This is a genomic window from Blastococcus sp. SYSU D00669, from assembly GCF_054050715.1.
This window is the reverse complement of sequence record NZ_JBJGZV010000013.1, coordinates 86,115-111,860: the sequence shown is the minus strand read 5'-3', so window position 1 is coordinate 111,860 and position 25,746 is coordinate 86,115. Positions and strand designations below refer to the sequence as shown.

The 25,746-nt window shown below is 73.2% G+C and carries 26 protein-coding genes and 1 pseudogene; 19 read left to right on the top strand and 8 right to left on the bottom strand.

Going from position 1 to position 25,746, the window contains the following annotated elements; translation table 11 throughout:
* Nucleotides 1–4 precede the first annotated feature (4 nt).
* Nucleotides 5–1,558: an ABC transporter substrate-binding protein gene (locus tag ACI8AF_RS11645; protein ID WP_456539866.1), complete on the bottom strand. Its 1,554-nt coding sequence runs from the start codon at nucleotides 1,556–1,558 to the stop codon at nucleotides 5–7.
* A gap of 173 nt (nucleotides 1,559–1,731) precedes the next feature.
* Here ACI8AF_RS11645 and ACI8AF_RS11640 point away from each other — a divergent pair, with 173 nt between their 5' ends.
* Nucleotides 1,732–2,523, top strand: a complete 792-nt coding sequence (locus ACI8AF_RS11640; RefSeq protein ID WP_456539865.1) for an SDR family NAD(P)-dependent oxidoreductase — start codon at nucleotides 1,732–1,734, stop codon at nucleotides 2,521–2,523.
* A 1-nt stretch (nucleotide 2,524) separates the two neighbouring features.
* Here the strand turns inward: ACI8AF_RS11640 and ACI8AF_RS11635 are convergent, their stop codons facing one another.
* Nucleotides 2,525–3,322 (bottom strand): SGNH/GDSL hydrolase family protein, encoded by a 798-nt coding sequence (locus ACI8AF_RS11635; RefSeq protein ID WP_456539864.1) that lies wholly within the window; start codon nucleotides 3,320–3,322, stop codon nucleotides 2,525–2,527.
* 60 nt (nucleotides 3,323–3,382) lie between these two features.
* Here ACI8AF_RS11635 and ACI8AF_RS11630 point away from each other — a divergent pair, with 60 nt between their 5' ends.
* The 7 genes from ACI8AF_RS11630 (at nucleotide 3,383) to ACI8AF_RS11600 (ending at nucleotide 9,799) form a co-directional block, all read left to right on the top strand.
* Complete coding sequence (locus ACI8AF_RS11630) at nucleotides 3,383–4,102, top strand: transglutaminase-like domain-containing protein (protein ID WP_456539863.1); 720 nt, start codon at nucleotides 3,383–3,385, stop codon at nucleotides 4,100–4,102.
* 104 nt (nucleotides 4,103–4,206) lie between these two features.
* On the top strand, nucleotides 4,207–5,652 hold the full coding sequence (locus ACI8AF_RS11625) for a DUF222 domain-containing protein (protein ID WP_456539862.1): 1,446 nt from the start codon (nucleotides 4,207–4,209) through the stop codon (nucleotides 5,650–5,652).
* 288 nt (nucleotides 5,653–5,940) lie between these two features.
* Nucleotides 5,941–6,744 carry a DUF4839 domain-containing protein gene (locus tag ACI8AF_RS11620; protein ID WP_456539861.1) on the top strand — a complete coding sequence of 268 codons (804 nt, stop codon included), beginning with the start codon at nucleotides 5,941–5,943 and terminating at the stop codon, nucleotides 6,742–6,744.
* 309 nt (nucleotides 6,745–7,053) lie between these two features.
* Nucleotides 7,054–7,806, top strand: a complete 753-nt coding sequence (locus ACI8AF_RS11615; RefSeq protein ID WP_456539860.1) for an endonuclease/exonuclease/phosphatase family protein — start codon at nucleotides 7,054–7,056, stop codon at nucleotides 7,804–7,806.
* Between the two features lie 350 nt (nucleotides 7,807–8,156).
* Nucleotides 8,157–9,029 (top strand): alpha/beta fold hydrolase, encoded by an 873-nt coding sequence (locus ACI8AF_RS11610; RefSeq protein ID WP_456539859.1) that lies wholly within the window; start codon nucleotides 8,157–8,159, stop codon nucleotides 9,027–9,029.
* Nucleotides 9,030–9,116: 87 nt separating this feature from the next.
* Nucleotides 9,117–9,521 (top strand): VOC family protein, encoded by a 405-nt coding sequence (locus tag ACI8AF_RS11605; RefSeq protein ID WP_456539858.1) that lies wholly within the window; start codon nucleotides 9,117–9,119, stop codon nucleotides 9,519–9,521.
* Nucleotides 9,518–9,799, top strand: coding sequence for a winged helix-turn-helix transcriptional regulator (locus ACI8AF_RS11600; protein ID WP_456539857.1), 282 nt, complete (start codon nucleotides 9,518–9,520; stop codon nucleotides 9,797–9,799). Before ACI8AF_RS11605 ends, ACI8AF_RS11600 begins: the two co-directional genes overlap by 4 nt.
* 79 nt (nucleotides 9,800–9,878) lie before the next feature.
* Here ACI8AF_RS11600 and ACI8AF_RS11595 read toward each other — a convergent pair.
* Nucleotides 9,879–10,166: pseudogene (locus ACI8AF_RS11595) on the bottom strand (HNH endonuclease); the annotation flags it as partial.
* 1,254 nt (nucleotides 10,167–11,420) lie between these two features.
* Here ACI8AF_RS11595 and ACI8AF_RS11590 point away from each other — a divergent pair.
* A complete protein-coding gene (locus ACI8AF_RS11590) occupies nucleotides 11,421–12,086 on the top strand; it encodes an N-acyl homoserine lactonase family protein (protein WP_456539856.1) in 666 nt (221 codons plus the stop codon).
* 30 nt (nucleotides 12,087–12,116) lie between these two features.
* Here the strand turns inward: ACI8AF_RS11590 and ACI8AF_RS11585 are convergent, their stop codons facing one another.
* Nucleotides 12,117–12,335: a hypothetical protein gene (locus ACI8AF_RS11585; RefSeq protein ID WP_456539855.1), complete on the bottom strand. Its 219-nt coding sequence runs from the start codon at nucleotides 12,333–12,335 to the stop codon at nucleotides 12,117–12,119.
* Nucleotides 12,336–12,507: 172 nt separating this feature from the next.
* Between ACI8AF_RS11585 and ACI8AF_RS11580 the strand changes: the two genes are divergently transcribed.
* Nucleotides 12,508–12,657, top strand: a complete 150-nt coding sequence (locus tag ACI8AF_RS11580; RefSeq protein WP_456539854.1) for a hypothetical protein — start codon at nucleotides 12,508–12,510, stop codon at nucleotides 12,655–12,657.
* A 220-nt stretch (nucleotides 12,658–12,877) separates the two neighbouring features.
* Here ACI8AF_RS11580 and ACI8AF_RS11575 read toward each other — a convergent pair whose 3' ends face one another.
* Complete coding sequence (locus tag ACI8AF_RS11575) at nucleotides 12,878–13,765, bottom strand: Ltp family lipoprotein (protein ID WP_456539853.1); 888 nt, start codon at nucleotides 13,763–13,765, stop codon at nucleotides 12,878–12,880.
* A 187-nt stretch (nucleotides 13,766–13,952) separates the two neighbouring features.
* Entirely contained in the window at nucleotides 13,953–14,852 is a 900-nt protein-coding gene (locus ACI8AF_RS11570; RefSeq protein WP_456539852.1) for a phosphotransferase family protein, read from the bottom strand.
* Nucleotides 14,853–14,884: 32 nt separating this feature from the next.
* Between ACI8AF_RS11570 and ACI8AF_RS11565 the strand changes: the two genes are divergently transcribed.
* Complete coding sequence (locus ACI8AF_RS11565; RefSeq protein ID WP_456539851.1) at nucleotides 14,885–15,409, top strand: NUDIX domain-containing protein; 525 nt, start codon at nucleotides 14,885–14,887, stop codon at nucleotides 15,407–15,409.
* On the opposite strand, the gene ACI8AF_RS11560 is transcribed toward ACI8AF_RS11565, so the two are convergent.
* Both ACI8AF_RS11560 and ACI8AF_RS11555 read right to left on the bottom strand, forming a co-directional pair.
* Entirely contained in the window at nucleotides 15,406–16,341 is a 936-nt protein-coding gene (locus ACI8AF_RS11560; RefSeq protein WP_456539850.1) for an NAD(+)/NADH kinase, read from the bottom strand. The genes ACI8AF_RS11565 and ACI8AF_RS11560 overlap by 4 nt on opposite strands.
* 3 nt (nucleotides 16,342–16,344) lie before the next feature.
* The gene (locus tag ACI8AF_RS11555; protein ID WP_456539849.1) at nucleotides 16,345–17,778 is read right to left on the bottom strand and encodes a dihydrolipoyl dehydrogenase family protein; all 1,434 of its coding nucleotides are present in this window, start codon (nucleotides 17,776–17,778) and stop codon (nucleotides 16,345–16,347) included.
* Nucleotides 17,779–17,804: 26 nt separating this feature from the next.
* On the opposite strand from ACI8AF_RS11555, the gene ACI8AF_RS11550 reads away from it, so the two are divergent.
* From ACI8AF_RS11550 to ACI8AF_RS11515, 8 genes are all read left to right on the top strand, one after another.
* Entirely contained in the window at nucleotides 17,805–18,329 is a 525-nt protein-coding gene (locus tag ACI8AF_RS11550; protein WP_456539848.1) for a flavin reductase family protein, read from the top strand.
* A 91-nt stretch (nucleotides 18,330–18,420) separates the two neighbouring features.
* On the top strand, nucleotides 18,421–18,933 hold the full coding sequence (locus tag ACI8AF_RS11545; RefSeq protein WP_456539847.1) for a sigma-70 family RNA polymerase sigma factor: 513 nt from the start codon (nucleotides 18,421–18,423) through the stop codon (nucleotides 18,931–18,933).
* Nucleotides 18,917–20,005, top strand: coding sequence for a hypothetical protein (locus ACI8AF_RS11540; protein WP_456539846.1), 1,089 nt, complete (start codon nucleotides 18,917–18,919; stop codon nucleotides 20,003–20,005). Before ACI8AF_RS11545 ends, ACI8AF_RS11540 begins: the two co-directional genes overlap by 17 nt.
* A 2-nt stretch (nucleotides 20,006–20,007) precedes the next feature.
* Nucleotides 20,008–20,973: an ABC transporter ATP-binding protein gene (locus tag ACI8AF_RS11535; RefSeq protein ID WP_456539845.1), complete on the top strand. Its 966-nt coding sequence runs from the start codon at nucleotides 20,008–20,010 to the stop codon at nucleotides 20,971–20,973.
* A 76-nt stretch (nucleotides 20,974–21,049) separates the two neighbouring features.
* Entirely contained in the window at nucleotides 21,050–21,892 is an 843-nt protein-coding gene (locus tag ACI8AF_RS11530; protein WP_456539844.1) for an ABC transporter permease subunit, read from the top strand.
* Between the two features lie 51 nt (nucleotides 21,893–21,943).
* Complete coding sequence (locus ACI8AF_RS11525) at nucleotides 21,944–24,559, top strand: bifunctional FO biosynthesis protein CofGH (RefSeq protein ID WP_456539843.1); 2,616 nt, start codon at nucleotides 21,944–21,946, stop codon at nucleotides 24,557–24,559.
* Between the two features lie 31 nt (nucleotides 24,560–24,590).
* Entirely contained in the window at nucleotides 24,591–24,989 is a 399-nt protein-coding gene (locus tag ACI8AF_RS11520) for a nuclear transport factor 2 family protein (protein WP_456539842.1), read from the top strand.
* A 9-nt stretch (nucleotides 24,990–24,998) separates the two neighbouring features.
* Nucleotides 24,999–25,736: a metallophosphoesterase family protein gene (locus ACI8AF_RS11515; protein ID WP_456539841.1), complete on the top strand. Its 738-nt coding sequence runs from the start codon at nucleotides 24,999–25,001 to the stop codon at nucleotides 25,734–25,736.
* Nucleotides 25,737–25,746 lie beyond the last annotated feature (10 nt).

The following is a 25,746-nucleotide window of genomic DNA, read 5'->3' as shown; positions in this document are numbered from 1 at the left end:
CGGCTCACCCGGCCGGCTCCAGGGTGGCGAAGCCGGTGTCCCACATCCACGCCGGCTGGTGGCTCCACCCGGTGTAGCCCGCCCGCGTGGCGATGGTGTCGTTGACGTCGGCCAGGTTGATCCAGCACAGCGAGTCGCGGTACGCGGTCGCGGCCTGCACGTAGAGCTCCTGCGACCGCTCGGGGTCCGGCTCGACGAGCCCCTGGTCGAGCAGCGCGTCGGCCTCGGGGACGGTGCAGCCGAGCAGGTTCACCGGCGCGTTCGCGTACTGGTAGATCCGCGACCAGGTGTCGGGGTGCGCGGCGTCGGGGTTGAAGACCGTCACGAACAGGTCCGGTCGCTGCGCCGGGTCGGCCGGCAGGTTGAACACCTGGGCGGACGGCATGTCCTGCACGGTTGCGTCGATGGCGGCCTGCTGGAGGGTGACCTGGAGGCGGTTGGCCAGGTCGCGCAGCGTGCTGTCGCCGCCCTGGAAGCCGATGACCACGGGGGCCGGGCCGCCGCCGAGCTCCTGCAGCGCGGCGGCGCCGTCGTCGTCCCGGACGTCGGGGACGGCGCCGTCCGGCAGCATGCCGACCGGGTAGAAGTCCGTCGACGGTGCGCCCTGCGCGCCGAAGACCTGCTCGGTCAGCTCGGCCGGGTCGAGGGCGTCGCGCAGGGCGGCGCGGGCCTCCACCGGCCCGAAGACCGCCGAGTCGGGGTTGACCCACACCTGGGCCTTGAGCAGCGCCTGCTCCTGGCGCACCTCGAGCCCGTCGGTCTCGGCCAGGGCCGCGTAGTCCTCGCGGGACAGGCCGTGCAGCACCATGTCGAGGTCGCCCTGCTCGAGCTGCAGCCGCTGGATGGTGAAGTCGCTGACGACCGGCATCACGATCTCCTCGACGGCCGGCGCCTCGCCCCAGTAGCCGGGGTTGACCTCCATCCGGTACTGCGTCGACGGCGTCACCTCGGTCAGCACGTACGGCCCGGTGCCCGCGGTGTGGTCGGCCAGCCAGCCGGCCGCGCGGTCGCCGTCCACCTCGTTCTCCTGCACCGCGGTCGGGCTGGTCATCAGCGGCCCGTACGGGGAGGCGAGGTAGTGCAGGAACGGGGCGACCGGCCGGGCCAGGGTGACGACGAAGGTGAGCGGGTCGGCCGCCTGCATGTCGACGACCTCGGCGAGCATGTACGAGGGCCCGCCCTGCATGTCGATGCGCCGCTGGAAGCTGGCCTTAGCCGCCTCGGCGTCGAACGGCGTCCCGTCGGAGAAGGTCACGCCGTCCCGCAGGGTGAAGGTGTACGTCAGCCCGTCGGGCGAGACCTCCCAGTCGGTGGCGAGCAGCCCCTCGAGCTCGGTGGAGCCGGATCCGTACCGCAGCAGACCCTCGTAGGTCGAGGTCATGATCAGCAGACCGTCGGGCTGGTAGTAGGTGTCCGGGTCGAGCGCGGGCGGGTCGGCGGCCAGGGGCGTGGTCAGCGTCGTGCCGGGCGCGGACCGGTCCTCGCCGGCTCCGCCGCAGGCCGTGAGCAGCAGGGCGGCGACCAGCCCCAGCGTTCCGACGGTGCCCCTGTGCCGCATGACGGCTCCTTGTCCGAGGGCGCTCCCGCCGAGCGCCGGCGGACCGAGGATCTGGGTGCGACGTTTCCCCGCCGTGACGTTCTCGTTGACTTCCTGTACGAGCGTCCAACTCTGGGACGATCGTCCTAATCTGCGTCTCGACCACCCCCTGTGACGCCCTCGAGGAGACGCCCGTGACCGTGCCCGCAGCCTTCGACCTGACCGGACAGGTGGCCCTCGTGACGGGCTCGGGGAGCGAGATCGGGATCGGCTTCGCGTCGGCCCGGCTGCTCGGCCGCCTGGGGGCGAGCGTCGTGGTGACCGGGACGACGGAGCGCGCGGAGAAGCGGGCCGCCGAGCTGCAGGAGGAGGGCGTGGCGGCCGAGTCCTTCGTCGCCGACCTCACCGACCGAGCCCAGGCGGAGGCGCTGGTCGCCCACACCGTCGACGCCTTCGGCCGGCTCGACGTGCTGGTGAACAACGCCGGGCTGGCCTCGGTGCACACCCCGGAGTCACCGGCGTCGCTGGCGGAGATCAGCGACGAGCAGTGGGACCTCGCCCTGGACCGGAACCTGCGCAGCACCATGTACGTGACCCGCGCCGCGCTGCCGGGGATGATCGAGCGCCGCTACGGGCGCGTGGTCAACGTCGCCTCCATGGCGGGGATCGCGGTCGCCTACGGCAACGACGTCGGCTACCACACGGCCAAGGCCGCGATGCTGGGCCTGACCCGGTCGCTGGCCTTCGACGGGGCGCCGCACGGCATCACCGCGAACGCGCTCTGCCCCGGGTGGATCGCCACCGCCGCGTCCTACCCGCAGGAGATCGCCGCGGGCCGGGCGACCCCGGTGGGCCGCCCGGGCACCGGCGACGAGGTGGCCGCGGCCGTGGCGTTCCTCGCCTCGCCGGGGGCCTCGTACACGACCGGCACGTCGCTCGTCGTGGACGGCGGCAACACCATCGTCTCCGCCAAGGACGCCGGCTGACCTACGGACGCGGCAGCACCAGCGGCACCGGGCGCTTCGCCGTCCGCCCGTCACCGGACGACGTCCCGCGCAGCCGCCGGCCGACCCACGGCGCGACGAAGCCGCGCACCCACGCCGCCTCCTCGCTCACGGCCGTGCGCAGCGGGCGGGGCGGCAGCGGCGGCAGCGGGGTGCGCCACCCGTCGTCCCCGGCGACCGGCACGCCCAGCGCCTCGGCCGCCGCGAGGGCGATCCGCCGGTGCCCCTCGGCGGTGAGGTGGATGCGGTCGGTGTCCCACATCCGGAAGTCCTGCAGCCAGGTCGCGCCCCACTGGTCGAGGACGGCGGCGCCGTGCCGGGCCGCCATCGACCAGAGGGAGGCGTTGAAGACGGCGACGCGGCCCCGGATCCGCCGGATGATCGGCGTCTGCCGCGGATCGACGCCGGTGGCGAGCAGCACGTCGGCGCCGGCGGCGCGCAGCCGGACGACCGCGTCCTCGATGCGGGCCGCGAGCGCGTCGGGGTCGCCGCCGGGCCGCAGCAGGTCGTTGCCGCCGGCGACGAGGCTGACCAGGTCCGGCTGCGCCGCCAGCGCGACGGGCAGCTGCTCGTCGAGCACCTGCCCCACCAGCCGGCCGCGGATGGCCAGGTTGGCGTACTCGACCTCGGTGTCGGCGGCCGCCGCCAGGTGCTCGGCCAGCCGGTCGGCCCACCCGCGGTACTCCCCGGGACGGGTGGGGTCGGGGTCGGAGAGCCCCTCGGTGAAGGAATCGCCCAGAGCGATGTAGCGCCGCCACGAACCGTTTCGCACGGCGACCATGGCACCACGGTGACCGAGCACACAGCGCGTCCGGTGCACCATGAGGGCAACGATGCGCGCATGCGCATCGACGTCGCCGCCTCGCTCACGATCGAGTCCCCCGCCCCGGCGACGGGACTGCTGCAGGTCGCCGTGGCGTCACCGGTCGAGGAGACGCTCACGGTCGTCTCCGGCGGGTCGCCGGTCGAGCCGGAGGAGTTCGAGGTGGACGGCGCACGCGTGCACCGCCTCGCCCTGGCCGAGGGGACGACGACGATCACGTACACCGCCGCGGCGTCGTCCGGTGGCCTGGGCCGCACGGTGACGCCCGCGGCGTGGGCCGAGGCGCTGCGGCCGAGCCGGTACTGCCCGTCGGACCAGCTCGAGGGCTTCGCGTCGGCGGAGTTCGACCGCGCGCTGCCGCGGGCCGAGCTGGTCCGGTCCGTCGCGGACTGGGTGCACGGCCGGCTGACCTACACCTCAGGCTCGTCGCGGCCGGTGGACACCGCCGTCGACACGCTGCTGACCGGGCAGGGCGTGTGCCGCGACTACGCGCACCTGACCGTCACGCTGCTGCGCGCGCTGGAGGGCCGGCCCGGCTGGTCGCCGTCTACGCGCCGGGGCTGGACCCGATGGACTTCCACGCCGTCGTCGAGGCCGACGTCGACGGCACCTGGTGCGTGGTCGACGCGACCCGGTTGGCTCCGACGTCGTCCCTGGTGCGGATCTGCTCCGGCCGCGACGCGGCCGACACGGCGTTCCTCACCCTGCTCGGCGGCGTCGCCACCTTCGGGGGGATGACCGTGACGGCGACGGCGGACGGCGACCTGCCCACGCCGGACGACTCCCCGTTCCCGCTGCCCTGAGCTGCGGAAACTGTCGTACCTGCTCCGTAGCTTTCGGCTGTGCCGCGGATCTCCGGTTCCTCGACGATCGAGGGTGTGCTGATCGACTGGTTGGTCGATCAGCCGGCCAGCCCCGCACGGGTACCGGTGGCATTGCTGTCGCGGGAGCAGGTCGCCGCCGCGTTGCAGCGGAGGGTGCGGCAGCAGGCCATGGACGCGGCCTACGACGCGGAGCTGATCCTCCGGCTGGCCGAGCTCACCCCGGACGCGGACGATCCGCCGGCCGGCAGCCCGGGGGCGCGCAGCACGGACTGGCGGCAGACCGACCCGGAGTTCCCCGGCGTCTCGGAGTCCTTCCCCGACGAGCTGGGCATGGTGCTCGGCGTCGGCCGCCTCACCGCCGCGCACCGGGCGCGGCGGGCGTGGACGTGGCGGCACGACCTGCCGCTGACCTGGGAGGCGCTGCGGGCCGGGGAGCTGGACGAGCGGCGCGGGCAGATCCTCGCCGACACCCTGGCGCACACCGATCCGGTGCTGGCCGGGCGGGTGGAGGCGATCGTGCTGCCGGAGGCGGCCGGGCTGGGGTTCGGGCCGCTGAAGAAGCGCCTCCTGGCGGTGCTGCTCGAGCTCGACCCCGGTTCCGCCGACGAGAACCGGCAGGCGGCGGAGAAGAACGCCGACGTGTTCGTCCAGCCCGACGGCGACGGCATGGCCACCCTCGGGGCGACGTTGCGCGCCGAGGAGGCCGCCGAGGCCCACGACTTCCTCGACACGCTCGCCCGGATGGCCAAGGCCGACGGCGACTCCCGGCCGATCGGGCGGATCCGGCACGAGATCTTCTCCCTTCTGGTGCGCGGTGCCGCGCTGCCCGGCGCCGGCGGGGTCCGTGCGCGGCTGACCATCACCGCGGCTCTTGCCGCGCTCGAAGGCACATCCACCGCGCCCGCTGAGGTGAACGGCTTCGCGATCACCCCGACGCAGTTGGCCGATCTGCTGCGCCGGGTCGGCGCGCTCGGGCTGGCCACCCCCGCAGGCGGCGAGCTGGAGTTCGCGCTCACCGACGCCCACGGCCGGCTGCTGGCCAGCCTGACCTACGACGAACTGGCCCGGCGGGTGCGGCGCGGCGAGGGGCTGGACCCGCCGGCGGGCGTCGACCGCCACGACCCCACACCCGCGCAGCGCCGCTTCGTCACCACCCGGGACCGGGGCTGCCGCTACCCCTTCTGCCCGGGCCGGGCCGGCTGGGCCGACCACGACCACGTCATCCCGCACGCCGACGGCGGGCCCACCGACTGCGCCAACCTGTGCTGCCTGTGCCGCACCCACCACCGGCTGAAGACCCACTTCAAGGGTTGGCGGTTCGTGATAACCCCTGACGGCACCTTTCACGTGACCACGCCGTCGGGTATCACCCGCACGACCTATCCGCCTGGCTTCCGACGACGACGGCCACCCGAACCCCAGCCACCGCCGGCCGAACCGGACGACGACCCACCACCCTTCTAGATCGACTCGATCCTCGATCTTCGATCTTCGACCTGAGGAACCGACCTGTCGGCTCGTCGTCATGCCGGACAGCCGACAAGTCGTCCCTCAATCACCCTCCGGGCGGTGTCCCTGAGGGCGGCTTCAGAAATACCGCGCAGAGGAAGAGTGGGGGCGCTCCTCTTCATCTGCGCGCCGGAAGGTGTGGCCCATGACTGCTCTGTCGCTTGGACCACTTTCGTCACGGGTTCAGAGCGCTCTCCGCGTGTTGGTGCGGCTGCTGAGGGCGCACGACGGACGCTGCTGGTCGTGCAAGAGGTCATGAAGAGGTCCGCCGACGCGGACGACGATGCGCAGTACGAGTTCAAGTCCGTGCGGGCCGTCCGAGGGACCGAAGCCAGGACGATCGCGAAGTGGCAGAAGGCTGGCTGGGAGATCGACACCCAGAGTCAGGGGTCGTTGTTGCGCACTGAGTTGACCTTCCGCCGCGTGAAGCCGAAGGCGCATTGGCGTCTCTTGGCACTGGCGGTTGGTGTGGTCCTGCTCGTTGTCATTATCGTCATCGGCGTCGTCACCGAGAATCAGAGCGAAGGCGGCACCTCAGAGCTGGCCGCATCACCGACTCAGGCCGAAGCCGCGCCGAGCGAGAGACTCTCTGCGGACTCCACTCAGGAACCGCAAGCGATCGAGTCCGAAGCTGCTCCTACGCAGTCCGCCACCGAGGAGATCCTGACTGCGGAAAACAATGAGGAACTTGCAGCACTCCTAGAGGTGTCGGATCCCGGCGGTGCTGCGGTAGCAGCGTTTGCGTCCAAGTATCAGGGCAGAACCATCGAGTTCGACGGAAACATCGCTTCTATGCTCAATCACGGCGAGTATGAGACGAGATACGACATTCTTGTCGGCGCCGGGGATTTTAGCGAAACAGCCATGACTGGCCCGTACTTCCAGTTTCGAGATGTCAACATCACTAATGATTTACACCTCACGGGCTCGAACATTCCGGACTTCATCGGCCGAGGGGACAATCTTCATATCATTGCTCGAGTTGTGGAATATGACAGCAACTCACAACTCTTCCTCCTCGAGCCAATCTCTACTGAAGTGAGATGATCGGCCCAACTGCGCTGGCCAGGGCCCTGACTCCGTTACTCATTTCACCAGAAGCTGGCAGTGTCGATTGGCGCGGCTAGACGTACCGTCGCGAATTCCGTTTACTAGCTGAGGAAGAGATCGACCGTCATCGTCCACCCGGTGTCCCTCAGTGGGCCGCTGTGGGATACCTCCTGGCTCGCCGCGCGGGCGGCCTCAGGGATACCCGTACTGCGACGTGGACGCGCCGGGCTACTAGCAGTGCCGGGCATCGATGCCAGGTTGGGCCACCATGCCGACTGGCATGGAACCGTCTGATGGGGAGCACGCATGAAAGTTCGGTCTGTCCGAATCGGGACATGGAACGTCGAGTACGCGGCCGGGTCGGAGAGGAATGCCGCGCGCCTCGAGCGATTGCTCGCCGCTGACTGCGACGTTCTAGTGCTGACCGAGACTCATGACGCACTCGCCCTACCGGCTCCATACGTTGCCGTGTCCAGCGATCAGCGGCCGACGGCCGCTCACGGAGGCCGTTGGGTCACTATCTGGAGTCGACTCCCAGTTCGTCAGTTGGTGACGAACGACCCGGTGCGCACGGCTGCGGCGGAGTTAGCTGGCGGAATCGTTGTTTACGGCACCGTGCTGCCGTGGCACACGGATCCGGGACCGGTGCCGGATCCGGCTGCTCCGGTGCCGAACTGGTCGGAGTTCATGCGAGTCACGCCCCAGCAGGGCGCTGAGTGGCGGGCGCTGCGCGATGAGAACTCCAAGGCCCTCTTCATCGTCGCCGGAGATTTCAATCAGTCACTCGGCGCCAAGCACTATTACGGGACGTCCGCAGGGCGGCAGCTCCTACGGGACTGCATGAAGCAGGCAGATCTGATTTGCTTCACGGACGGTGAGCACCTCCCGCAGGAGCTCCTGCAACACCCCCCGATCGACCACATCTGCGCCGCAGCCCCCGTCGGCTGCGTCATCGAGGGGGCGGATTGGGTCGGCTGGGAAGGCGCGTGGGAAGGGACGGGCAGGCTTTCCGACCACTCTGCGGTTGCGGTGACACTCCGCTATGTGCCTGGCGCTTAAGCCAGGCGCCTTGGAATGAACGGCCGACAACCCGACTGGAGCTTCGACGCCGCTGCGTCGGTCTCACGCCCCATGCCCCTGCCGAAGGCGGAGGGGAGTCTGGACTGCGGTTTCGATTCGAGTAGGCTTCTCGCCCTGAGTGGGCCGCTCAAGGACGCCCCGATTACTGCGGCAGGCGGAGGCCCCAGCCCTCCTCGTAGGCCGAGACGAGCCAGCCGTCGCGGTGGTCGACGTGTGGCTCATGAGACCGCCGACGAGGCGGGCGACGTCGTGCCCTCCGACGCTCTCGCGAGCGGAGGATCTGTGACACGACGGATGCGAGCAGCGCCCACCCCTCGGATGATGCCTGCATGCCGACCACCGCCAGCTTCCCGTCCCCGGCCGACCGGCTCGCGATCGCCACGTACGAATGGGACGACGTCACGGGCGGGCCCGTCGGGATCGTCCAGCTGGTGCACGGGTTGGCCGAGCACGGGCGCCGCTACGACCGGTTCGCCCGGGCCTTGAACGCGGCCGGCTTCGTGGTGTCGGCCGCCGACAATCGTGGCCATGGCGCGTCGGTGTCCGACGATGTCCCGCTGGGCAGCTTCGGCGCGGTCGGGGTCGAAGGCTTCGTGGCCGACATCGGCGCGCACGCGCGCCTGCTCACCTCGCAGCATCCGGACCTGCCGCTGTTCGCCTTCGCCCACTCGCTCGGCTCGATGGGCATGCAGATAGCGTTGCTGGCCGAGCCGGTCCGCTACGGCGGCGTGGTGCTCAGCGGCTCGACGACCCTCGACGGCCTCGGCGGCGTCCTTGCCGGCCTGCCCGCCGACCAGCCGGGACTGGCCGCGTTCAACGCCGGCTTCGAGCCGCGCACCGGCTTCGAATGGCTCAGCCGCGACCCCGCGGAGGTCGACGCGTACGTGGCCGACCCGCTGTGCGGGTTTCCCACCGAGGACGCGATCATCGGCGGCGTCCTGGGGCAGGCCCAGCGCACCGCCGAGCCGTCGCAGATCCGCCCGGACCTGCCGCTCTTGTTGATCTCTGGCGACCGGGACCCGGTCGGCGGCCCGGGCGGGAGCAATGTTCTGGCACTGGCCGACCGCTACCGCTCGGCCGGCCTTACCGACGTCACGGCCACTCTCTACCCCGACGCCCGGCACGAGCTGGTCAACGAGACCGTCCGCGACGAGGTCACCGCCGACGTCATCGGCTGGCTCCGGGCGCACCTGCCGGGCTGACGAGCCTGGTGGCTCCCTAGGAACACGACCCAACTCGAGCGCGCGGCCGGACGGAACGTCGCACTTGCATTTGCAAGTGCGGCCCGTATGAGCCTCTTCATCACCTGCCCGGTCGAGAACGTCGAGCGCGCCACCGCCTTCTCCACCGCCCTCGGCTGGACCGCCAACACCGAGATGTCCGATCACAACGTGTCGTGCTTCGCGATCGCGCCCGAGCAGTACGTCACGCTCGGCAGCCGCGAGATGTACGCGAGCGTCGGCGGCGTCGAGGAGCTGGTCGGCGGACCCCACACGCCCTCGAAGGTCACCGTCTCGTTCGACCTGGGCAGCCGCGAGGCGGTCGACGATCTCACCGAGCGCGCCGGCACCGCCGGCGGGCGGATCGGTGACACCGACGACTACCCCTTCATGTACCAGCGTCAGTTCGACGACCTCGACGGCTATCACTACGCGCCGTTCTGGATCAAGCCGGCCGCCGATCCGACCGCGTGAGCGACCTGGCCGCGGCCCTCGACATCGTCGGAGCCCGGTGGGCCCTACTGGTCGTGGAGCGAGTGCTTGACGGGCCGCAGCGCTACGGCGATCTGCAGCGCGACCTCGGAGTGCCGACGAACATGCTCGCGACCCGCCTGCGCGAGCTCGAAGCGGCCGGCGTACTGACCCGTCTGCCGCTCCGGCACAACACCCGGGCCTACGCGCTGACCGATCGCGGGCTTGCCTTGCGCGAGGCGATCGTCGCGCTCGCACGCTGGGGCGCCGAGCAGGCTTAGGTGTGGCGCGGAAATCGCGATGCGCTACAGGGGCTCAGCCGTGGCGGGGCCTGTCTCATGGTGGGCCGCTCAGGGACAGTCAGCGGCCGCGCCGCGAGCCCCGAACTGTCCCGTCAGCCTCACCCACGCTCGAGGTGGGCACCTCATACGGGGCGGTCCAGCGGGGACGGTGGCGCACTACCTCGGTGGGTGTCCCGGGAGGGAAGTAGGTCGCGCGGCGTTTGCTGAGCCGGTTGAGCTCCCAGCGCCAGGGCACGCGTGCGGCCTTGGCCTTGTTGTGGCGTCGGCACAACGCCTGACCGTTGGACAGGTCGGTCCAGCCGCCACGGCTGTGCGGATGGACGTGATCGGCCTCCAACGCGCCCGTCTGGTCACAGCGTCCGCCCGACCACCGGTGGTGCTCGCAGCGGCGCCGGCACGGGTCAGGATCTCGATCTTGTCTGCCCGCGTGAACGTGCGCACAGCGTCACGTGTGTGCCCGGAATGGATCACGTCGCGGACCATGCGGACTCGTGCAAGAACTGGTCACGGGAGGAGCCCCAGTCGTCCGACGCCTGCACCAGCACGGGAGTCGTCGGGCTCACTGGATCGGCCACCGGCGCATACGCCAGACGTTAGGAACTGCTCCGGATCTCCACAGTCCTCCTGCTGGGCGACAGCAGGGCGGGCCACCGTCACGTTCGGCAGCCAAGCCGCTTGGACGGCCGGCTCGAGACGGACTGGAGCACCCGATCGGGTCTCGCCCAGGGACGGCGGTAGCCGAGGAGGATCGAGGTGGCCGGGCCACCCGACACTTCACCGGGACCGTCGCCAAGCGACAAGCGCTCGACGAGAAGAAGGGCGCCGCTCCGCGGATGTCACGGTTTCCCTGGAGGGGATCACGCTCTTCTGCGGGGGTCGACATCCTGAGACCAGATCCGGTCGACGGCTGGAACGTGCGTTGTTGCCCCGAATCGCTCAGGGCGCCAGGGGTAGCGCCTCCTGCAATTCGGCCTCCAGGTAGTCCTCGTCCAGGTCGTCGACCTCTCGGAGCACGTACGCGTTCACGGTTTCCATCGTTGGCTCCTCCTGATGCCCGCACAGATTGCCCACCGGCGGGGCAGGCCAACGATGAAGGGGCAGTCGCAGGGCCTGGTCGACTCCACCGCAAGATCAGCACAAGGCCGTCAGCACCGATGACGCTCCGCCCGGTCGCCGCCGTGTCCCTAAGGGCCGCTTGGTGCGACGCGCTGGCGCGCTTCCCGGGCCGGCCGCAAGGACATGTGGCGGGCCGTCGCGGCTTTGATCGCGATGGAAATCCGCTCGACCGCGCTTCTCGCCCGCTGCTGAGCGGCTCTGACCGTCGCTGAGGTACCGCGGTCAGGGGCCGGAGCGGACGCCGAGCGCCGAAGCACGGTCCGCGAGAGTGCTCATCGGGTCGATGCAGTCAGCAGCTCCATCGGCGAACGAGTGGGGTCGTCGGCAGTGGTCGTGCCCCTTCGAGTGCCGATCACGCCGATGAGTTGTGCCAGCTCGCACCGTCTACGCATGAGCGTGACCGCACGCAGCAGGCCCCTGCTGGTCGACCGGCGACCTCTCGAGCAGGCCGCGTGCCAGCCAACGAACCGTGAAGGAGCTCGGCATGCCCCTCAACTCCAACCACTACCTCGGAGGTCGGGACACGGTGAACGCCCCCGCCGCCATCACCATCACGCCGGTCCGCGTGGCCGACCTGCTCGCCGAGGGCGAGCGGATGCCGGTCAACGTGCACGTCATCGACCACCCCGAGGCGCGGGTGCTGGTCGACACCGGCATGACGGAGTTGCACCCGCTGGGGGCCGACCTCGATCCGCGCCTCCGGCCCTTGAGCGAGCAGGACTTCGACCTCGACAGCATCGACATCGTCGTCAACACCCACCTGCACTTCGACCACTGCGGCGGCAACCACCTCTTCGCCGGCAAGCCGACCTACGTCCAGCGCCAGGAGCTCGAGGACGCCCGCAGCAAGGACGGCTACACCATCCGCGAGTGGGTCGACGCGCCCGGCGTGCAGTACGTGCCGGTCGACGGCGAGCTCGAGCTGCTCCCCGGGGTCCGACTCGTCCCGGCGCCGGGCCACACCCGGGGCACGCAGGTGGTCGTCGTCGAGAACGGCGGGCGCCCGGTCGTGATCGCCGGCGACGCGGCGGTGTGGTCCGGCCAGCTCGACGAGCCGAGCGATGAGGGCCAGCTGCTGATCCGCGCGCTCAACCCCCAGCGGGTGTGGCTCGCGCACGAGGACGAGCCATGGCGACCCCCCACCGCCTGAGGCATCACGCCCGTGTCCCTGAGCGGACGCTCATAGCGGATCCGTCCTGTGCAGCGCCCGCAGGAGCTCCAGCAGCCGGGCCTCCGCCTCGAGCGACAACGGCGGCATCCTGATCGGCTCCTCGGGGTGCCCAGCGCGCTCATGGAGCCACTCGCCGTAGACGGAGTACAGCTCGCCGCGCTCCAGGCACTCGCGCCGGATCCGCGCCAGCTCAGCTCGATCCGCATCGGTCAGCCACCGGATCGTCATCGGCCCTCCCAGTCCACAGCGTGCCCTCGGCCCTGTCCGATCACCAGGGCGAGCGTGGGGCGAGCGGCGGGATCTCGAGTGAGCTGCTGAGGAGCGTTTCTCACGGGGGCCGGGGTAGTGGGAGCGTCCCAGCCGGCCGTACTCGGACGGCGACCCCCGACTGGAGGGCGGCATGGCCGAGAAGAGCGGCAAGGGCAGCGCCACGGCGAAGAAGGCCAACGCCAAGGCGGAGAAGGAGGGCAAGAAGAACCCTCGCACGAGCTCGGCCGCTCAGAGCGAACTCGGCAAGAAGGGCGGGAAGAAGGGCGGCAAGAAATCCTGACCGACCGGTCGTCGCCCGTCAGCTGCCCCCGACCGAGCCGCTCTCGGCGACGTCCTGCAGCGTTCGCCCGCCGAGGCCCGCACAGCTGCACCGATCACGATCGTCCGGCTGTCCCCTGCCTCTACGGGGCAGACCTGACCGGCTGAACCACGCGACTTCCGGTCGGGTGCCGCAGCGCCCCTCTCGCTCGCGCCGTGTTGCGTCCCGCGGTCGTGCTCCGTCACAAGCCCGTCTGGCTCACCCCGAACTCGGCCTGCTCGCGCGTGTAGCCCTCGAACATCAACTGGTCGATGAGGCCGGACCGCGAGAAGGAGGTGAAGTCGAGATATTGCTGGGCGCTCTTCGCTGCCTGCGCGTTCCAGTTGACGTTCAGGCTGTCGACCGCCCAGGTGGCGTCACTGGTCGAGAAGCCTTCGAACTCCAGCTGACCGATGAGGCCGGACCGAGAGAAGGCGGTGAAGGCGAGGTAGTCACGCGCGGACTCGCGGGCGTTCTCCTGACTGACCGACACGGCGGGGGCCGGGGCCGGTGCAGGAGCCGGAGCGGGGGCCGGCGCCGGCGCGGGGGCCGGCGCGGGCGCGGGGGCCGGCGCGGGCGCGGGAGCCGGTGCAGGAGCCGGATCGACCTCCTCGACCGGCGCGGCCGGAGCAGGTGAGGACTCGGAGGTCGGCGCCGACGTGTCTGCCCCGGGCGCACTGGAGCTGGCAGCGGCGGGAGCGCTGTCGGCCTCCTTCGGCGCCACGACCGCACCCAGCAGCGCCAGCGCCAGCACCCCGGCCGGGATGGCGATCAGCTTCCGCTTGTACCAAGGGCGGCTCGGCGGCATCGGCGGCCCGGTGCTGGGCTGCGCAGGCGGCGGCCAGAACGCCTGCGGCGTCCCGTACGGCGGCTGCGGGGCGGCGAACTGCTGCGTCGGCTGCTCCCACGAGGCGTACGACGGCTGCGGAACGGCGAACTGCTGCGTGGGCTGCTCCCAGGAAGCCGGCGGCGCCCCGTACGGCGGCTGCGGGGCCGGCCACTGCTGCGCGTCCGGCTGGACGCCGGGAGGAGGGGGCGGGACGGGTGGCATCGGCTGCGGGCGGTCCTGGGCGCCGGTGGGATCGGTCATGTCGTTCTCCCCGTGAGATGTTCGCGCGTCGACCAGCCGGGCTAGCGGCCGTCTCGAGCCAGTCATCGGCAGCGCAGGGGGTCTGCGACACCCGAAGTCGCGTGCGCCCTCCGGGATGTGGCCGCATGGTGACGAAGCGAGCGAGCGCGCACACCGGACTGCGGGGGAAGGGGTCGGCTCCGGCTCGCTACCGGCCGCGGAAGCGGGACGGCGGAGCGACGCCGAGCGCGGCGCAGACGGCGGCGGTGTCCCGGTCGTGCCGGGCGGTGCGGACCGGGTACTCCAGGCACCACGCCAGCTGGTGCAGCAGCGCCCGGTGGGCGAAGCCGTCGTCCTCCGGCACGGCGGCCCGGTACACCTCCCAGAAGCCGGGTCCGGTCATGCCGTCCCAGAACGCCATCCGCGCGACGTCGGACTCCGCCGACCCGGCCCACCCCTTCTCCCAGTCGAGCACGCCGGTGATCCGCCACGACCCCCCGGACTCGGCGAGCACCACGTTCCCGTGGTGCAGGTCGTCGTGCACGAGCCCCGGCCGGACGCCGTCGAAGCACTCTGCGTCGCGGTCGAGGATCTCGTGCAGCAGCGCCCGCGACTCGTCGTCCGCCACCCGTTCCTCGGCCCGCCGGTGCAGCGCCTCGACCAGCGGCATGCCGACCGGCCGGCCCGCCGCGTCCAGCGTCCCGAACGAGTCCAGCGGCACGCCGCGCAGCGCCAGCAGAACCTCGGCCAGCTGCCGGTGCACCGCCCGCACCCGCTCGTCGTCCAGCCGTGGACGCACGTGCGACCACTCGGTACCGGGCACGTGCTCCCGCACCAGGTAGCCGAACTCGCCCGCGTTCCCGACCGCCAGCACCGCAGGCACCGGCACCCCCGCCGAAGCCGCCAGCGCCGTCGCCGCCGCCGTGCGCTCGTGATCGGCGTCCGGGCCGGTCAGCGTCAGCACCACCCCGGCGGGCCGACCGTGAACCTCCACCCGCAGGACCAGCCCGCGCTCCGATTCTTGCAGCGGCTCGATCCGCAGCACGCGGTGCCCGAGCTCGGCAGCCACGAGCGACTCGACGAGCTCCCGCACCCCGGCCGCCGGCACCCCGACAGTCTGCGCGTGGGAGGCTGCCCGCCGTGCGGACGACGAGCAGCCGGGAGGTCTACGCCAACCCGTGGTTCCGGGTGCGCGAGGACGCCGTCGAGTACCCGGACGGGTCGGCCGGCATCTACGGCGTCGTCGAGAAGCCGCACTTCACGCTCGTGCTGCCGTACGAGAACGGCGGGTTCTGGCTGGTCGAGGAGTTCCGCCACCCCGTGGGCCGGCGCGTGCCGGGGTTCCCGCAGGGCACCTGGCCGGCCGGGACGACCGGCAGTGCCGAGGACCTGGCCCGCGCCGAGCTCGCCGAGGAGACCGGCTTGCGCGCCGGCAGCCTGCGCCACCTCGGGCACCTCGACCTCGCGCCCGGCCTCTCCACCCAGGAGTTCGACGTCTGGCTCGCCACCGACCTCACCCCCGGCCCCACTGCCCGCGAGGCCACCGAGGCCGACATGACCTGCTCGTTCGTGCCCGAGGACGAGCTGCGCGCCCGCATCCGCGACGGCCGCTTCAGCGACGCCCCCTCGGTCGCCGCCTTCGCCCTCCACCTGCTGGGCGGCTAGGTCCCCGCGGAGGCCGTGTCGTCGGCATCGGTCAGCCGGTCGCGCAGCTCCGGCGGCAGCAGCGCCGCCATCTCCTGCGGCAGCAGCGGCAGGTCCAGCAGCGACAGCTTCACCCGGCTGCGCGCCGCCGCCCGCGAGCCCTGGATGCGCACCAGCTGCCCGGCGTCCGGGCGCAGCGACACGTCCACCACCGCCCCGGGCTCCAGCCGCTCCATGAGCACCCCGTCCAGCTCCACCGCCGGCGACCCGTCGGTCAGCTCCAGCACGAGGTCGTCCGACGGCCCGAGCAGCAGGCTCCGCGAGATCCCGTTGAGCGGCGCCGACGGCGTCACCAGCACCCCGGCCGCGCCCGGGCTGACCACCGGCCCACCGGCGGCGTAGTTGTACGCGGTCGACCCCATCGGCGTCGCCAGGATCAGCGCGTCGCAGCGGTACTGCCCATACGGCTGCCCGCCCACCGACAGCGTCGCCTGCACCAGCCCCGCCCCCGGCACCCGCGCCAGGACGGCGTCGTTGAACGCCAGGTGCTCCCGCCCGCCGCTGCGCACCACCAGGCAGGCGCGGCTCTCGGTGGTCGCCCGTCCCTCGGTCAGCGCCTCCAGCGCCGCGGCGAGCTCGGTCCCCTCCACCTCCGCGAGGAAGCCCAGCCGCCCGAAGTTGACCCCGAGAACCGGCACCGGCCGCTCGGCCACCAGCCGCATCGCCCCGAGCAGCGTGCCGTCGCCGCCCAGCGCGATGAGGCCGTCGGTCGTCGTCGCCAGCTCCTCCGGCGACACCGGCGTGACCCCGGCCAGCCCCAGCCGTGCGACGTCATCGATCGAGGCGAGCAGCTCCACGCCGTGCGTCGAGGTCCACGCGGCCACCTGGCCGATCGCGGCCGCGCAGTCGCGCCGCGGGTGGAGCACCACCCCGATGCGGCCCCCGAACCCCACGGATCAGCCGCGGTAGGTCTCGAGCAGCCGCAGCCAGATCTCGCTCATGGTCGGGAACGACGGCACGGCGTGCCACAGCCGCGACAGCGGCACCTCCCCGACGACGGCGACCGTGCCGGCGTGGATCATCTCGCCCACCGCCGGGCCGATCAGCGTCACGCCGAGCAGCACCTCGCGCTCGGTGTCGACGACGGCAATGGCCTTGCCCTGGTAGCCGTCGGCGAACAGCGACGCCCCCGCCGTCCACCCGATCTCGTACTCCACCCGGCGGAACGGCAGGCCGGCCTCCTCCGCCTCCGCGACCGTCCGGCCGACGCTGGCCACCTGCGGGTCGGTGAACACCACCGACGGCGTCGCGACCTCGTCGGCCGTCGCCACGAACGGCGAGAAGCGCTCGAGCGACACCACCTCGCCGCGGGCCCGCGCGACGATCGCCCGGCCGGCCTGGCGCGCCTGGTACTTGCCCATGTGCGTCAGCAGCCGCCGGCCGTTGACGTCGCCGACGGCGTACAGCCATGGCACCCCCAGCACCTGCAGCGACTCGTCGACGTCCACGTACCTGCCGGCCTCGAGCCCGACGGTCTCCACGCCGATGCCGACCGTCTTCGGCCGGCGGCCCACCGCCACCAGCACCTCGTCGCCGCGGACCTCCTCGTCGCCGACGGTGAGCACCACCTCGCCGCCCTCCCGGCGGGCCCGGCTCACCCCGACGCCCAGCCGCACCTCGACGCCCTTGTCCCGCAGCGACGCGGCCACCGCCTCGCCGGCCTCCGGCTCCAGCGCCGGCATCAGCCGCTCCCCCAGCTCGACGACGGTCACCTCCGCGCCGAGCGCCCGGTAGGCGGTGGCCATCTCGCAGCCGACCACGCCGCCGCCGACGACGAGCAGCCGCCCGGGCACCTCCTTGGCGCTGGTCGCCTCCCGCGGCGTCCACGGCTCGATCTCCCGCAGCCCGTCGATCGGCGGGACGGCGGCGTCCGAGCCGGTGCACAGCGCCACCGCGTGCCGGGCGGTCAGCCGCGTCTCGGTCCCGTCCGCGCCGGTCACGACGACGGTCTTCTCGCCGTCCAGCCGCCCCGTGCCGCGCACCAGCCCGATCCCGGCGCCCTCCACCCACTTGACCTGGCCGGAGTCGTCGCCGTCCCCGGTGAACCAGCTGCGGCGGGCGAGGGTCTCCTCGACGTCCAGCTCGCCGGTGACCGCCTCCTTGGCGCCGCGGACGGCGCGCGCCTCGCCCAGCACCTCCGGCCCGCGCAGCAGCGCCTTGCTCGGGATGCAGGCCCAGTAGGAGCAGTCGCCCCCGACCAGCTCCGCCTCGACGATCACGGCGGACAACCCGCCCTTGACGGCCATGTCCGCGACGTTCTCCCCGGTCGACCCGCCGCCGAGGACGATGACGTCATAGGTGTTCTGCTCTGCGCTGCTCACCCGGCCCATCCTGGCCGTGTGGTCGACTGACCGCCATGACTTCCAGTGCGGGGCCGGTCGACGCCGAGGAGTTCGCCGCCGCCCTGCGCCACCACGCCACCGGCGTGTGCCTGCTGACCGTCCAGGACGACATGGACGACGTCGGGACGACGGTCAGCGCGGTGATGAGCGCGTCCGCCGCGCCCCCGCTGGTCGCGGTGGGCCTGGCCGCCGACGGCTACCCCGCCGAGGTGCTCGCCGACGTCGGCCGCTGCGCCCTCACCGTGCTGGCCGCCGAGCACGCGATCGTGGCCAGCCGCTTCTCCTCCGCCGGCCGTCCGAGCGCCCGCCACCTGCTGGAGACGGTCCCGTGGACCCGCGCCGGGGCGAGCGGCGCCATCGTGCTGCGGGACGGCCTGGCCGCCCTCGACTGCCGCCTCGACCGCGTCGTCGAGGCCGGCGACCACGTGCTCGCGCTGCTGGAGGTCGTGGGGGTGCCGGTGCTCAACCCCGCCGGCCGCCCGCTGCTGCGGCTGCGCGGCCGCTACGTGGACGACCGCGGGAATCTCGCGGGCCGCTGAAGGATGGGTGTCACATTCCGGGCCGCGGCGGTGCTGTAGGGGTGTGGACGTCGTCGCCGGGGTGCGCACCCCAGCCATCAGGAGCAGGCCCGTGACGGCTGCGCGCGGGACCGTGCGGGCCGATCTCGAGCAGGTCTTCCGCACCGACTACCCGCGGGTGGTCGCCGTGGCCGCCCGCGTCCTCGGCGACCGGCACGCGGCCGAGGACGTCGCCCAGGAGGTGTTCCTCTCCTTCGGCCGCACCTCCGTGCCCGCGGCCGAGGCCTCCGGCTGGCTCTCCGTGGCCGCGGCGCACACCGCGCTCAACCACCTCCGCTCGGGCCGCCGCCGCGCGGCCCGCGAGGAGGCCGCCGCACCCCGCGACACCCCGGCACCGGACGTCGCCGACACCGTCGTCGCCCGCGACGAGCACGGCCGCGTCCGCGCCGCGCTGGCCCGCCTGCCCCGCACGCAGGCCGTCGCCCTCGTCCTGCGCCACAGCGGCCTGAGCTACGCCGACGTGGCGGCCGCCCTCGACCTCTCCCCCGGCAGCGTCGGCACCACCGTCCGCCGCGCCGAGTCCGCCCTGCGCGAGGAGCTGAACAGCCATGCGTCTCAGAACTGACCGCCACCCCTCCGACGGCACCCTGCGCCGGCTCGTCGACGAGCCGGCCGGCGTCGCCGACGCCGACCGCGCGCACGTCGCCGGCTGCCCCGAGTGCCTGCGCGGCCTCGCCGCCGCCCGCGAGGACGCCGAGATCGCGGCCGGCGCGCTCACGGCCTCGACGTCCGTCGACGTCGACGCCGCCTGGCGGCGGTTCACCGCCACCGCCGCCGCCCCGGCGACCCGGACGGCGCCGGCGCCCGAGCGGCGCCGCCGGTCGCTGCTGCGCAGCCCGGTCGTGGCCGCCTTCGGCGCCGCCGTGATCCTCGGCGGCGCCGGTGCCGCGGCCGCCGCCGACTGGCTGCAGATCTTCCGCACCGAGGAGGTGGCGCCGGTCGAGTTCAGCGCCGGTGACCTGGTCGGGCTGCCCGACCTGTCCGCGTACGGCGACCTCCGGCTGGTGTCCGAGCCCGACGTGCAGACCGTCGCCGACGCCGCGGCCGCCGAGGAGGCGACCGGGCTCGAGGTGCCCGAGGTCGCCGACCTGCCCGACGGGGTCACCGGCGAGCCGGAGTACGCCGCCGGCGGCCAGGCCGTCGCGGAGTTCACCTTCTCCGCCGACCGCGCCGCGCAGGCCGCCGCCGCGGCCGGCGAGACGCTGCCGCCCCCGCCGGCGGGCCTCGACGGCAGCACGTTCCGCATGGTCGCCGGCCCCGGCGTGGCCGCGGTCTGGAACAGCGGCTCCGGCGCCCCTGGGCTGGTCGTCGCCCGGGTGACCGCGCCGACCGCCTTCTCCTCCGGCGTCCCGTTCGAGACCGCGCGCGACTACCTGCTCTCGCTGCCCGGCCTGCCCGAGGACATCGCCGCGCAGCTGCGCTCGTTCACCGGCGACGGCACGACGCTGCCGCTGCCGGTGCCGGCCGAGTTCGCGACGGCGAGCGCCGCCGAGGTCGACGGGCAGCCCGCCACGGTCCTGGCCACGCGGGACGGCACCCTCACCGCCGTGGTGTGGGTCGAGGACGGCGTCGTCACCGCCGTAGGCGGCTCGCTGGACCGCGACGAGGTCCTCGGGGTCGCCGAGGGCCTGCGCTGACCGTGGACACCACCGCCGTCCGTTCCGCCGAGCAGCTGCTGGCCGAGCTGCCGCCGTCCCCGGCGGTCTGGTGCTCGGGGCTGCGCAAGCGGTACGGACGGCGGACCGCGGTCGACGGCGTCTCCTTCGCCGTCGGCCGCGGCGAGGTCGTCGGCCTGCTCGGGCCCAACGGCGCCGGCAAGACCAGCGTCATCAAGATGCTGCTCGGGCTGGTGCGCCCCGACGACGGCGAGGTGCTGCTCCTCGGCCGGCCCGGGCGCGACCCGAGGGCCCGGGAGAAGGTGGGCTACCTGCCCGAGCTCTTCCGGTACCAGCCGTGGCTGAGCCCGACCGAGGTGCTGGAGCTGCACGTCCGCCTCGCCGGTGCGCGCATCCCCCGGGAGGAGCAGCGGGCTGCCCTGGACCTGGTGGGGCTGGCCGCCCGGGCCGGCGACCGCGTCGGCGGGTTCTCCAAGGGCATGCAGCAGCGGCTCGGCCTGGCCGTGGCGCTGGTCGCCCGCCCGGAGCTCGTCGTCCTCGACGAGCCGACCAGCGCGCTCGACCCGCTCGGGCGGGCCGACGTCCGCGACATCGTGCTCTCGCTCGAGGAGCGCGGGGTGGCGGTGCTGCTCAACTCGCACCTGATCGGCGAGGTGGAGCGGGTCTGCGACCGCGTCGTCATCCTCGACGGCGGCCGCGTCGCCGCCTCGGGCACGCTGGCCGAGCTGCTCGGCCAGCGCGAGCTGCGGCTGCGCCTGACCGGCGTGAGCGCGGCCGCGCAGGAGCGGCTGGCCGCGACCGGGGCGGTCACCCGCAGCGGCGACGAGTTCACCGTGGCCCTGTCCGGCGAGGACGACGGGTCGACCGTGCCCGAGCTCATCGCCGACCTGGTCGGCCTCGGCGCGCGGGTGCACGCCGTCGAGCCGGGGCGGATCAGCCTGGAGGAACGGCTGCTGGGGATCCTGCGGCACGAGGAGGAGGACCGGTGAGCCCCGCGAGGACGACGGGCGAGCGAGCATCGCAGCGAGGAACGAGCGAGGAGCGGAACGAGCCCGGAGCCGAGCAGTGAGCGTCGTCCTCACCGTCGCCGGGCTGACGCTGCGCGAGGCGTCGCGCCGCAAGGTGCTGCGCGCCCTCGCGGTGCTCACCGCCGCCCTGCTGGGCCTGTCCGCGTGGGGCTTCTCCCGGCTCGCCGACGAGCTCGGCATGCTGACCAGCGGCGAGTCGGGGCTGATCGCGGCCCAGGTGCTCAACCTCGTCATGTTCGGGCTCAGCCTCATCGGCGCGCTGGGCACCGCCTTCCTGGCCGGGCCGAGCCTGTCCGGCGAGGTGGAGTCGGGCATGGCGCTGGCGATCCTCGCGCGGCCGGTGCGGCGCTCCGCCGTCCTGGCCGGCAAGTGGCTGGGGCTGGTGGCGTTCGGCAGCGCGTTCGTCGCCGTCGCCGGTGTGGCCGAGTTCCTCGTCGTCCGGGCGACGATCGGCTACTGGCCGCCGAACCCGGTCGTCGGGCTGCTGTTCCTGGCGGCGCAGACGGCGGTGCTGCTCACCCTCACCCTGCTGCTGGCCACCCTCATCTCCCCGATGGCGTCGGGCATCGTCGCCGTCGGGCTGTTCGGCGCGACGTGGATCGCCGGCGTCGTCGGCAGCGTCGGCGACGTGATCGGCAACGAGGGCGTCGCCCGGGTCGGGACCGTCTCGCGGGTGCTGCTGCCCACCGACGGGCTCTGGCAGGGCGCGATGTACTCCTTCCAGGACTCCTCGCTGCTGGCCGCGGTCGGGCCCGCCGGGGGGACGTCGCCGTTCTTCGGCACCGCGCCGCTGAGCGGTGCCTACCTGGCCTGGGTGCTGGTGTGGGTGCTGCTCATCGGCGGCCTGGCGGCGCTGTCGTACACCCGCCGGGACGTCTGAGACGGGCCGGACCGTAGGTCCCGTTGGCATGTGCGGCTAGCGTCAGGCCCGATGGACGCGCCGCTGACCCCGACGGATTCCGCCCTGCGCCGTGCGCTGACCCGCGCCGAGCGCGGCGTCGCGCTCGACGCCACCGAGGCGGAGACCCTGCTGCACGCCCGCGGGCTGGGCGAGGGCGAGCCGCTGGACCGATTGCTCACCGCTGCGTCGCGGGTGCGCGACGCCGGCCTGGCCTCGGCCGGGCGGTCCGGGATCGTCACCTACAGCAAGAAGGTGTTCATCCCGCTCACCCACCTGTGCCGCGACCGCTGCCACTACTGCACGTTCGTCACCACGCCCGGGCAGCTGCGCACGGCCGGCAAGGCGCCCTACCTTTCCCCCGACGAGGTGCTCGACATCGCCCGCGCGGGCGCGGCGCTGGGGTGCAAGGAGGCGCTGTTCACCCTCGGCGACCGCCCGGAGGACCGCTGGCCGGTGGCGCGCGAGTGGCTGGAGGCGCACGGCTTCGACTCCACGCTGGGCTACCTGCGGGCGATGGCGATCCGGGTGCTGGAGGAGACCGGGCTGCTGCCGCACCTCAACCCCGGCGTGCTGTCGTGGGAGGAGATCCAGCGGCTCAAGCCGGTGGCGGCGTCGATGGGCATGATGCTCGAGACGACGGCGACCCGGCTGTGGGCCGAGCCCGGCGGCCCGCACTTCGGCTCGCCGGACAAGGAGCCCGCGGTGCGGCTGCGGGTGCTGGAGGACGCCGGGCGCTCCGCCGTTCCGTTCACCACCGGCGTGCTGCTGGGCATCGGCGAGAACTACGCCGAGCGGGTCGACGCGCTGCGGCGGATCCGGGCCGCGCACTCCCGGCACGGGCACGTGCAGGAGGTCATCGTCCAGAACTTCCGTGCCAAGCCGCGCACCGCGATGGCCGGCTCGGGTGACCTGGAGCTGCAGGAGTACGTCGCCTCGGTCGCCGTCGCGCGGCTGGTGCTCGGCCCCAGGGCGCGGGTGCAGGCGCCGCCGAACCTGAGCGATTCCACCGAGCTCGGGCTGCTGGTCCGTGCCGGCGTCGACGACTGGGGCGGCGTCTCGCCGCTGACCCCGGACCACGTCAACCCCGAGCGGCCGTGGCCGAACATCGACAAGCTGGCCGCGCTCACCGCCGAGGCGGGCTACGCGCTGCGCGAGCGGCTGGCCGCCCAGCCGCCGTACGTGCTGGCCCCCGAGCCGTGGCTGGACCCGCGGGTGCGCCCGCACGTGTCCGCGCTGGCCGGCCCCGACGGGCTCGCCGTCGAGGAGCGGATCCCGGCCGGGCTGCCGTGGCAGGAGCCGGACGAGGCGTGGACCGTGCTGGGAACGGGGTCGGGCCGCACCGACCTGCACGTGGAGATCGACACCGTCGGGCGCACCGGCGACCGGCGCAGCGACTTCGACGCCGTCTACGGCGACTGGGCCGACCTGCGCTCGCGCACCGAGAGCGCCCGTGACGGGCACTCGACCGCGCTGGCCGTGGGCGACCCCGAGGTGCGGGCGGCGCTGCGGCGCGCCGAGCGCGACCCGGCCGGGCTGTCCGACGCCGAGTACCTGGCGCTGCTGGGCGCCGACGGCGACGATCTGGCCGCGCTGGCCGCGCTCGCCGACGGGCTGCGGGCCGAGGTCAACGGCGACGACGTCACCTACGTGGTCAACCGGAACATCAACTTCACCAACGTCTGCTACACCGGCTGCCGGTTCTGCGCGTTCGCCCAGCGGCGCACCGACGCCGACGCCTACACCCTGTCCATGCAGCAGGTCGGCGACCGGGTCGACCAGGCGTGGGCGGCCGGCGCCACCGAGATCTGCATGCAGGGCGGCATCCACCCCGACCTGCCCGGCACCGCCTACTTCGACCTCGCCCGCGAGGTGAAGGCCCGGCAGCCCGACATCCACCTGCACGCGTTCTCCCCCATGGAGATCGTCAACGGCGCCGCCCGCACCGGGCTGTCGTTCGCCGACTTCCTCACCGGGCTCAAGGAGGCCGGGCTCGGGTCGGTCCCGGGGACGGCGGCGGAGATCCTCGACGACGACGTCCGCTGGGTGCTGACCAAGGGCAAGCTGCCCACGGCGACCTGGCTGGAGATCATCGGCACCGCGCACCGGGTGGGCATCCCGACGACGTCGACGATGATGTACGGCCACGTCGACACCCCGGCGCACTGGGTCGGGCACCTGCGCACGCTGGCCCGCCAGCAGGACGCCACCGGCGGCTTCACCGAGTTCGTGCTGCTGCCGTTCGTGCACCACAACGCGCCCATCTACCTGGCCGGCGTGGCCCGCCCGGGGCCGACGGTGCGGGAGAACCGGGCGGTGCACGCCGTGGCCCGGCTGCTGCTGCACGGGCGGATCGGCAACATCCAGACCTCCTGGGTCAAGCTCGGCGAGGCCGGCACCCGCGCGGTGCTGACCGGCGGCGCCAACGACCTCGGCGGCACGCTCATGGAGGAGACGATCAGCCGGATGGCCGGCAGCGAGAACGGCTCGCTGAAGACCATCGCCGAACTCGAGGCGATCGCCGCCGCCATCGGCCGCCCCGCCCGCCAGCGCACCACCGAGTACGGCACCCCGACCGAGGAGCGGCTGCGCACCGCCCGCACCGACGAGGGCCGCCGGGCCTTGACGCTGTCCATCAGACCGGTCTGAGCTGTCCCCGGGGCTCACCCGGGAGGCGGTCATGACCGATCTGCGCACGCGGACCACCCGCGAGGTGCTCGACGACCACCTGCGGCTCGCCGCCGAGGGCGCGCTGGAGGAGGACCTCGCCCGCAACGTGGCCGAGGACGTGGTCGTCCTGATCGCGCGCGGCGTCTTCTCCGGCCACGACGGCGTCCGCGAGCTGGCCCGGCAGCTGTACGAGGAGATCCCGAGCGGCCGGTGGACCTACGGGTCGACGCAGGTGGCCGGCCGGATGGCGCTGCTGGAGTGGACCGTCGACGCCGGGCCGTACCGCGTCTGCGACGGCGCCGACTCCTACCTCGTGGAGGACGGCCGGATCCGCGCGCAGACGATCCACTACACCGTCCACGCCCCGGACGGGCGGCTGCTGATCCAGGCCGACGGCACCCGCCCGTAGCCTCGCGCGGTGCGCATCGCGGCGATCTCCGACGTCCACGGCAACCTCGGCGCGCTCGACGCCGTCCTGGCCGACGTGGCGACCCGGGACGTCGACGTCGTCGTGAACCTGGGCGACGTGCTCTCCGGCGCGGTGCGGCCCGGTGCCACCGCCGACCGGCTGCTGGAGCTCGACCTGCCCACCGTCCGCGGCGCCCACGAGCGGCAGCTGCTGACGTTCCCGCGGGAACGCATGGGCGCCTCCAACCGGCTGGCCCACGACGAGCTCACCGACCGCCACCGCGCGTGGCTGGCCGGGCTGCCGCTCACCCTCGCGCCGGCGCCCGGCGTGCTCGCCTTCCACGGCTCCCCCACCGACGACCTGACCTACCTGCTCGAGACCGTCGACCCCGGCGGCGCCCGCCCGGCGATCCCCGAGGAGGTGGCCGACCGGCTCGGCCCGCACGCCGGCACGCCGCTGCTGCTCTGCGGGCACACCCACCTGCAGCGGCAGCTGCGGCTGCCGGCCGGCGCGCTCGTCGCCAACCCGGGCAGCGTCGGCTGGCCGGCCTACGCCGACGACCACCCGCACCCGCACGTCATGGAGGCCGGGTCGCCGCACGCCCGGTACGCGGTCGTGGACGACGCCGGCGGCACCTGGACGGCGGACTTCCGCGCCGTCGCCTACGACTGGGACGCCGCCGCCGCGGTCGCCGAGGGCAACGGCCGCCCCGACGTCGCGCGGGCCCTGCGCACCGGCCGCGCCTGACCGCGCGGCG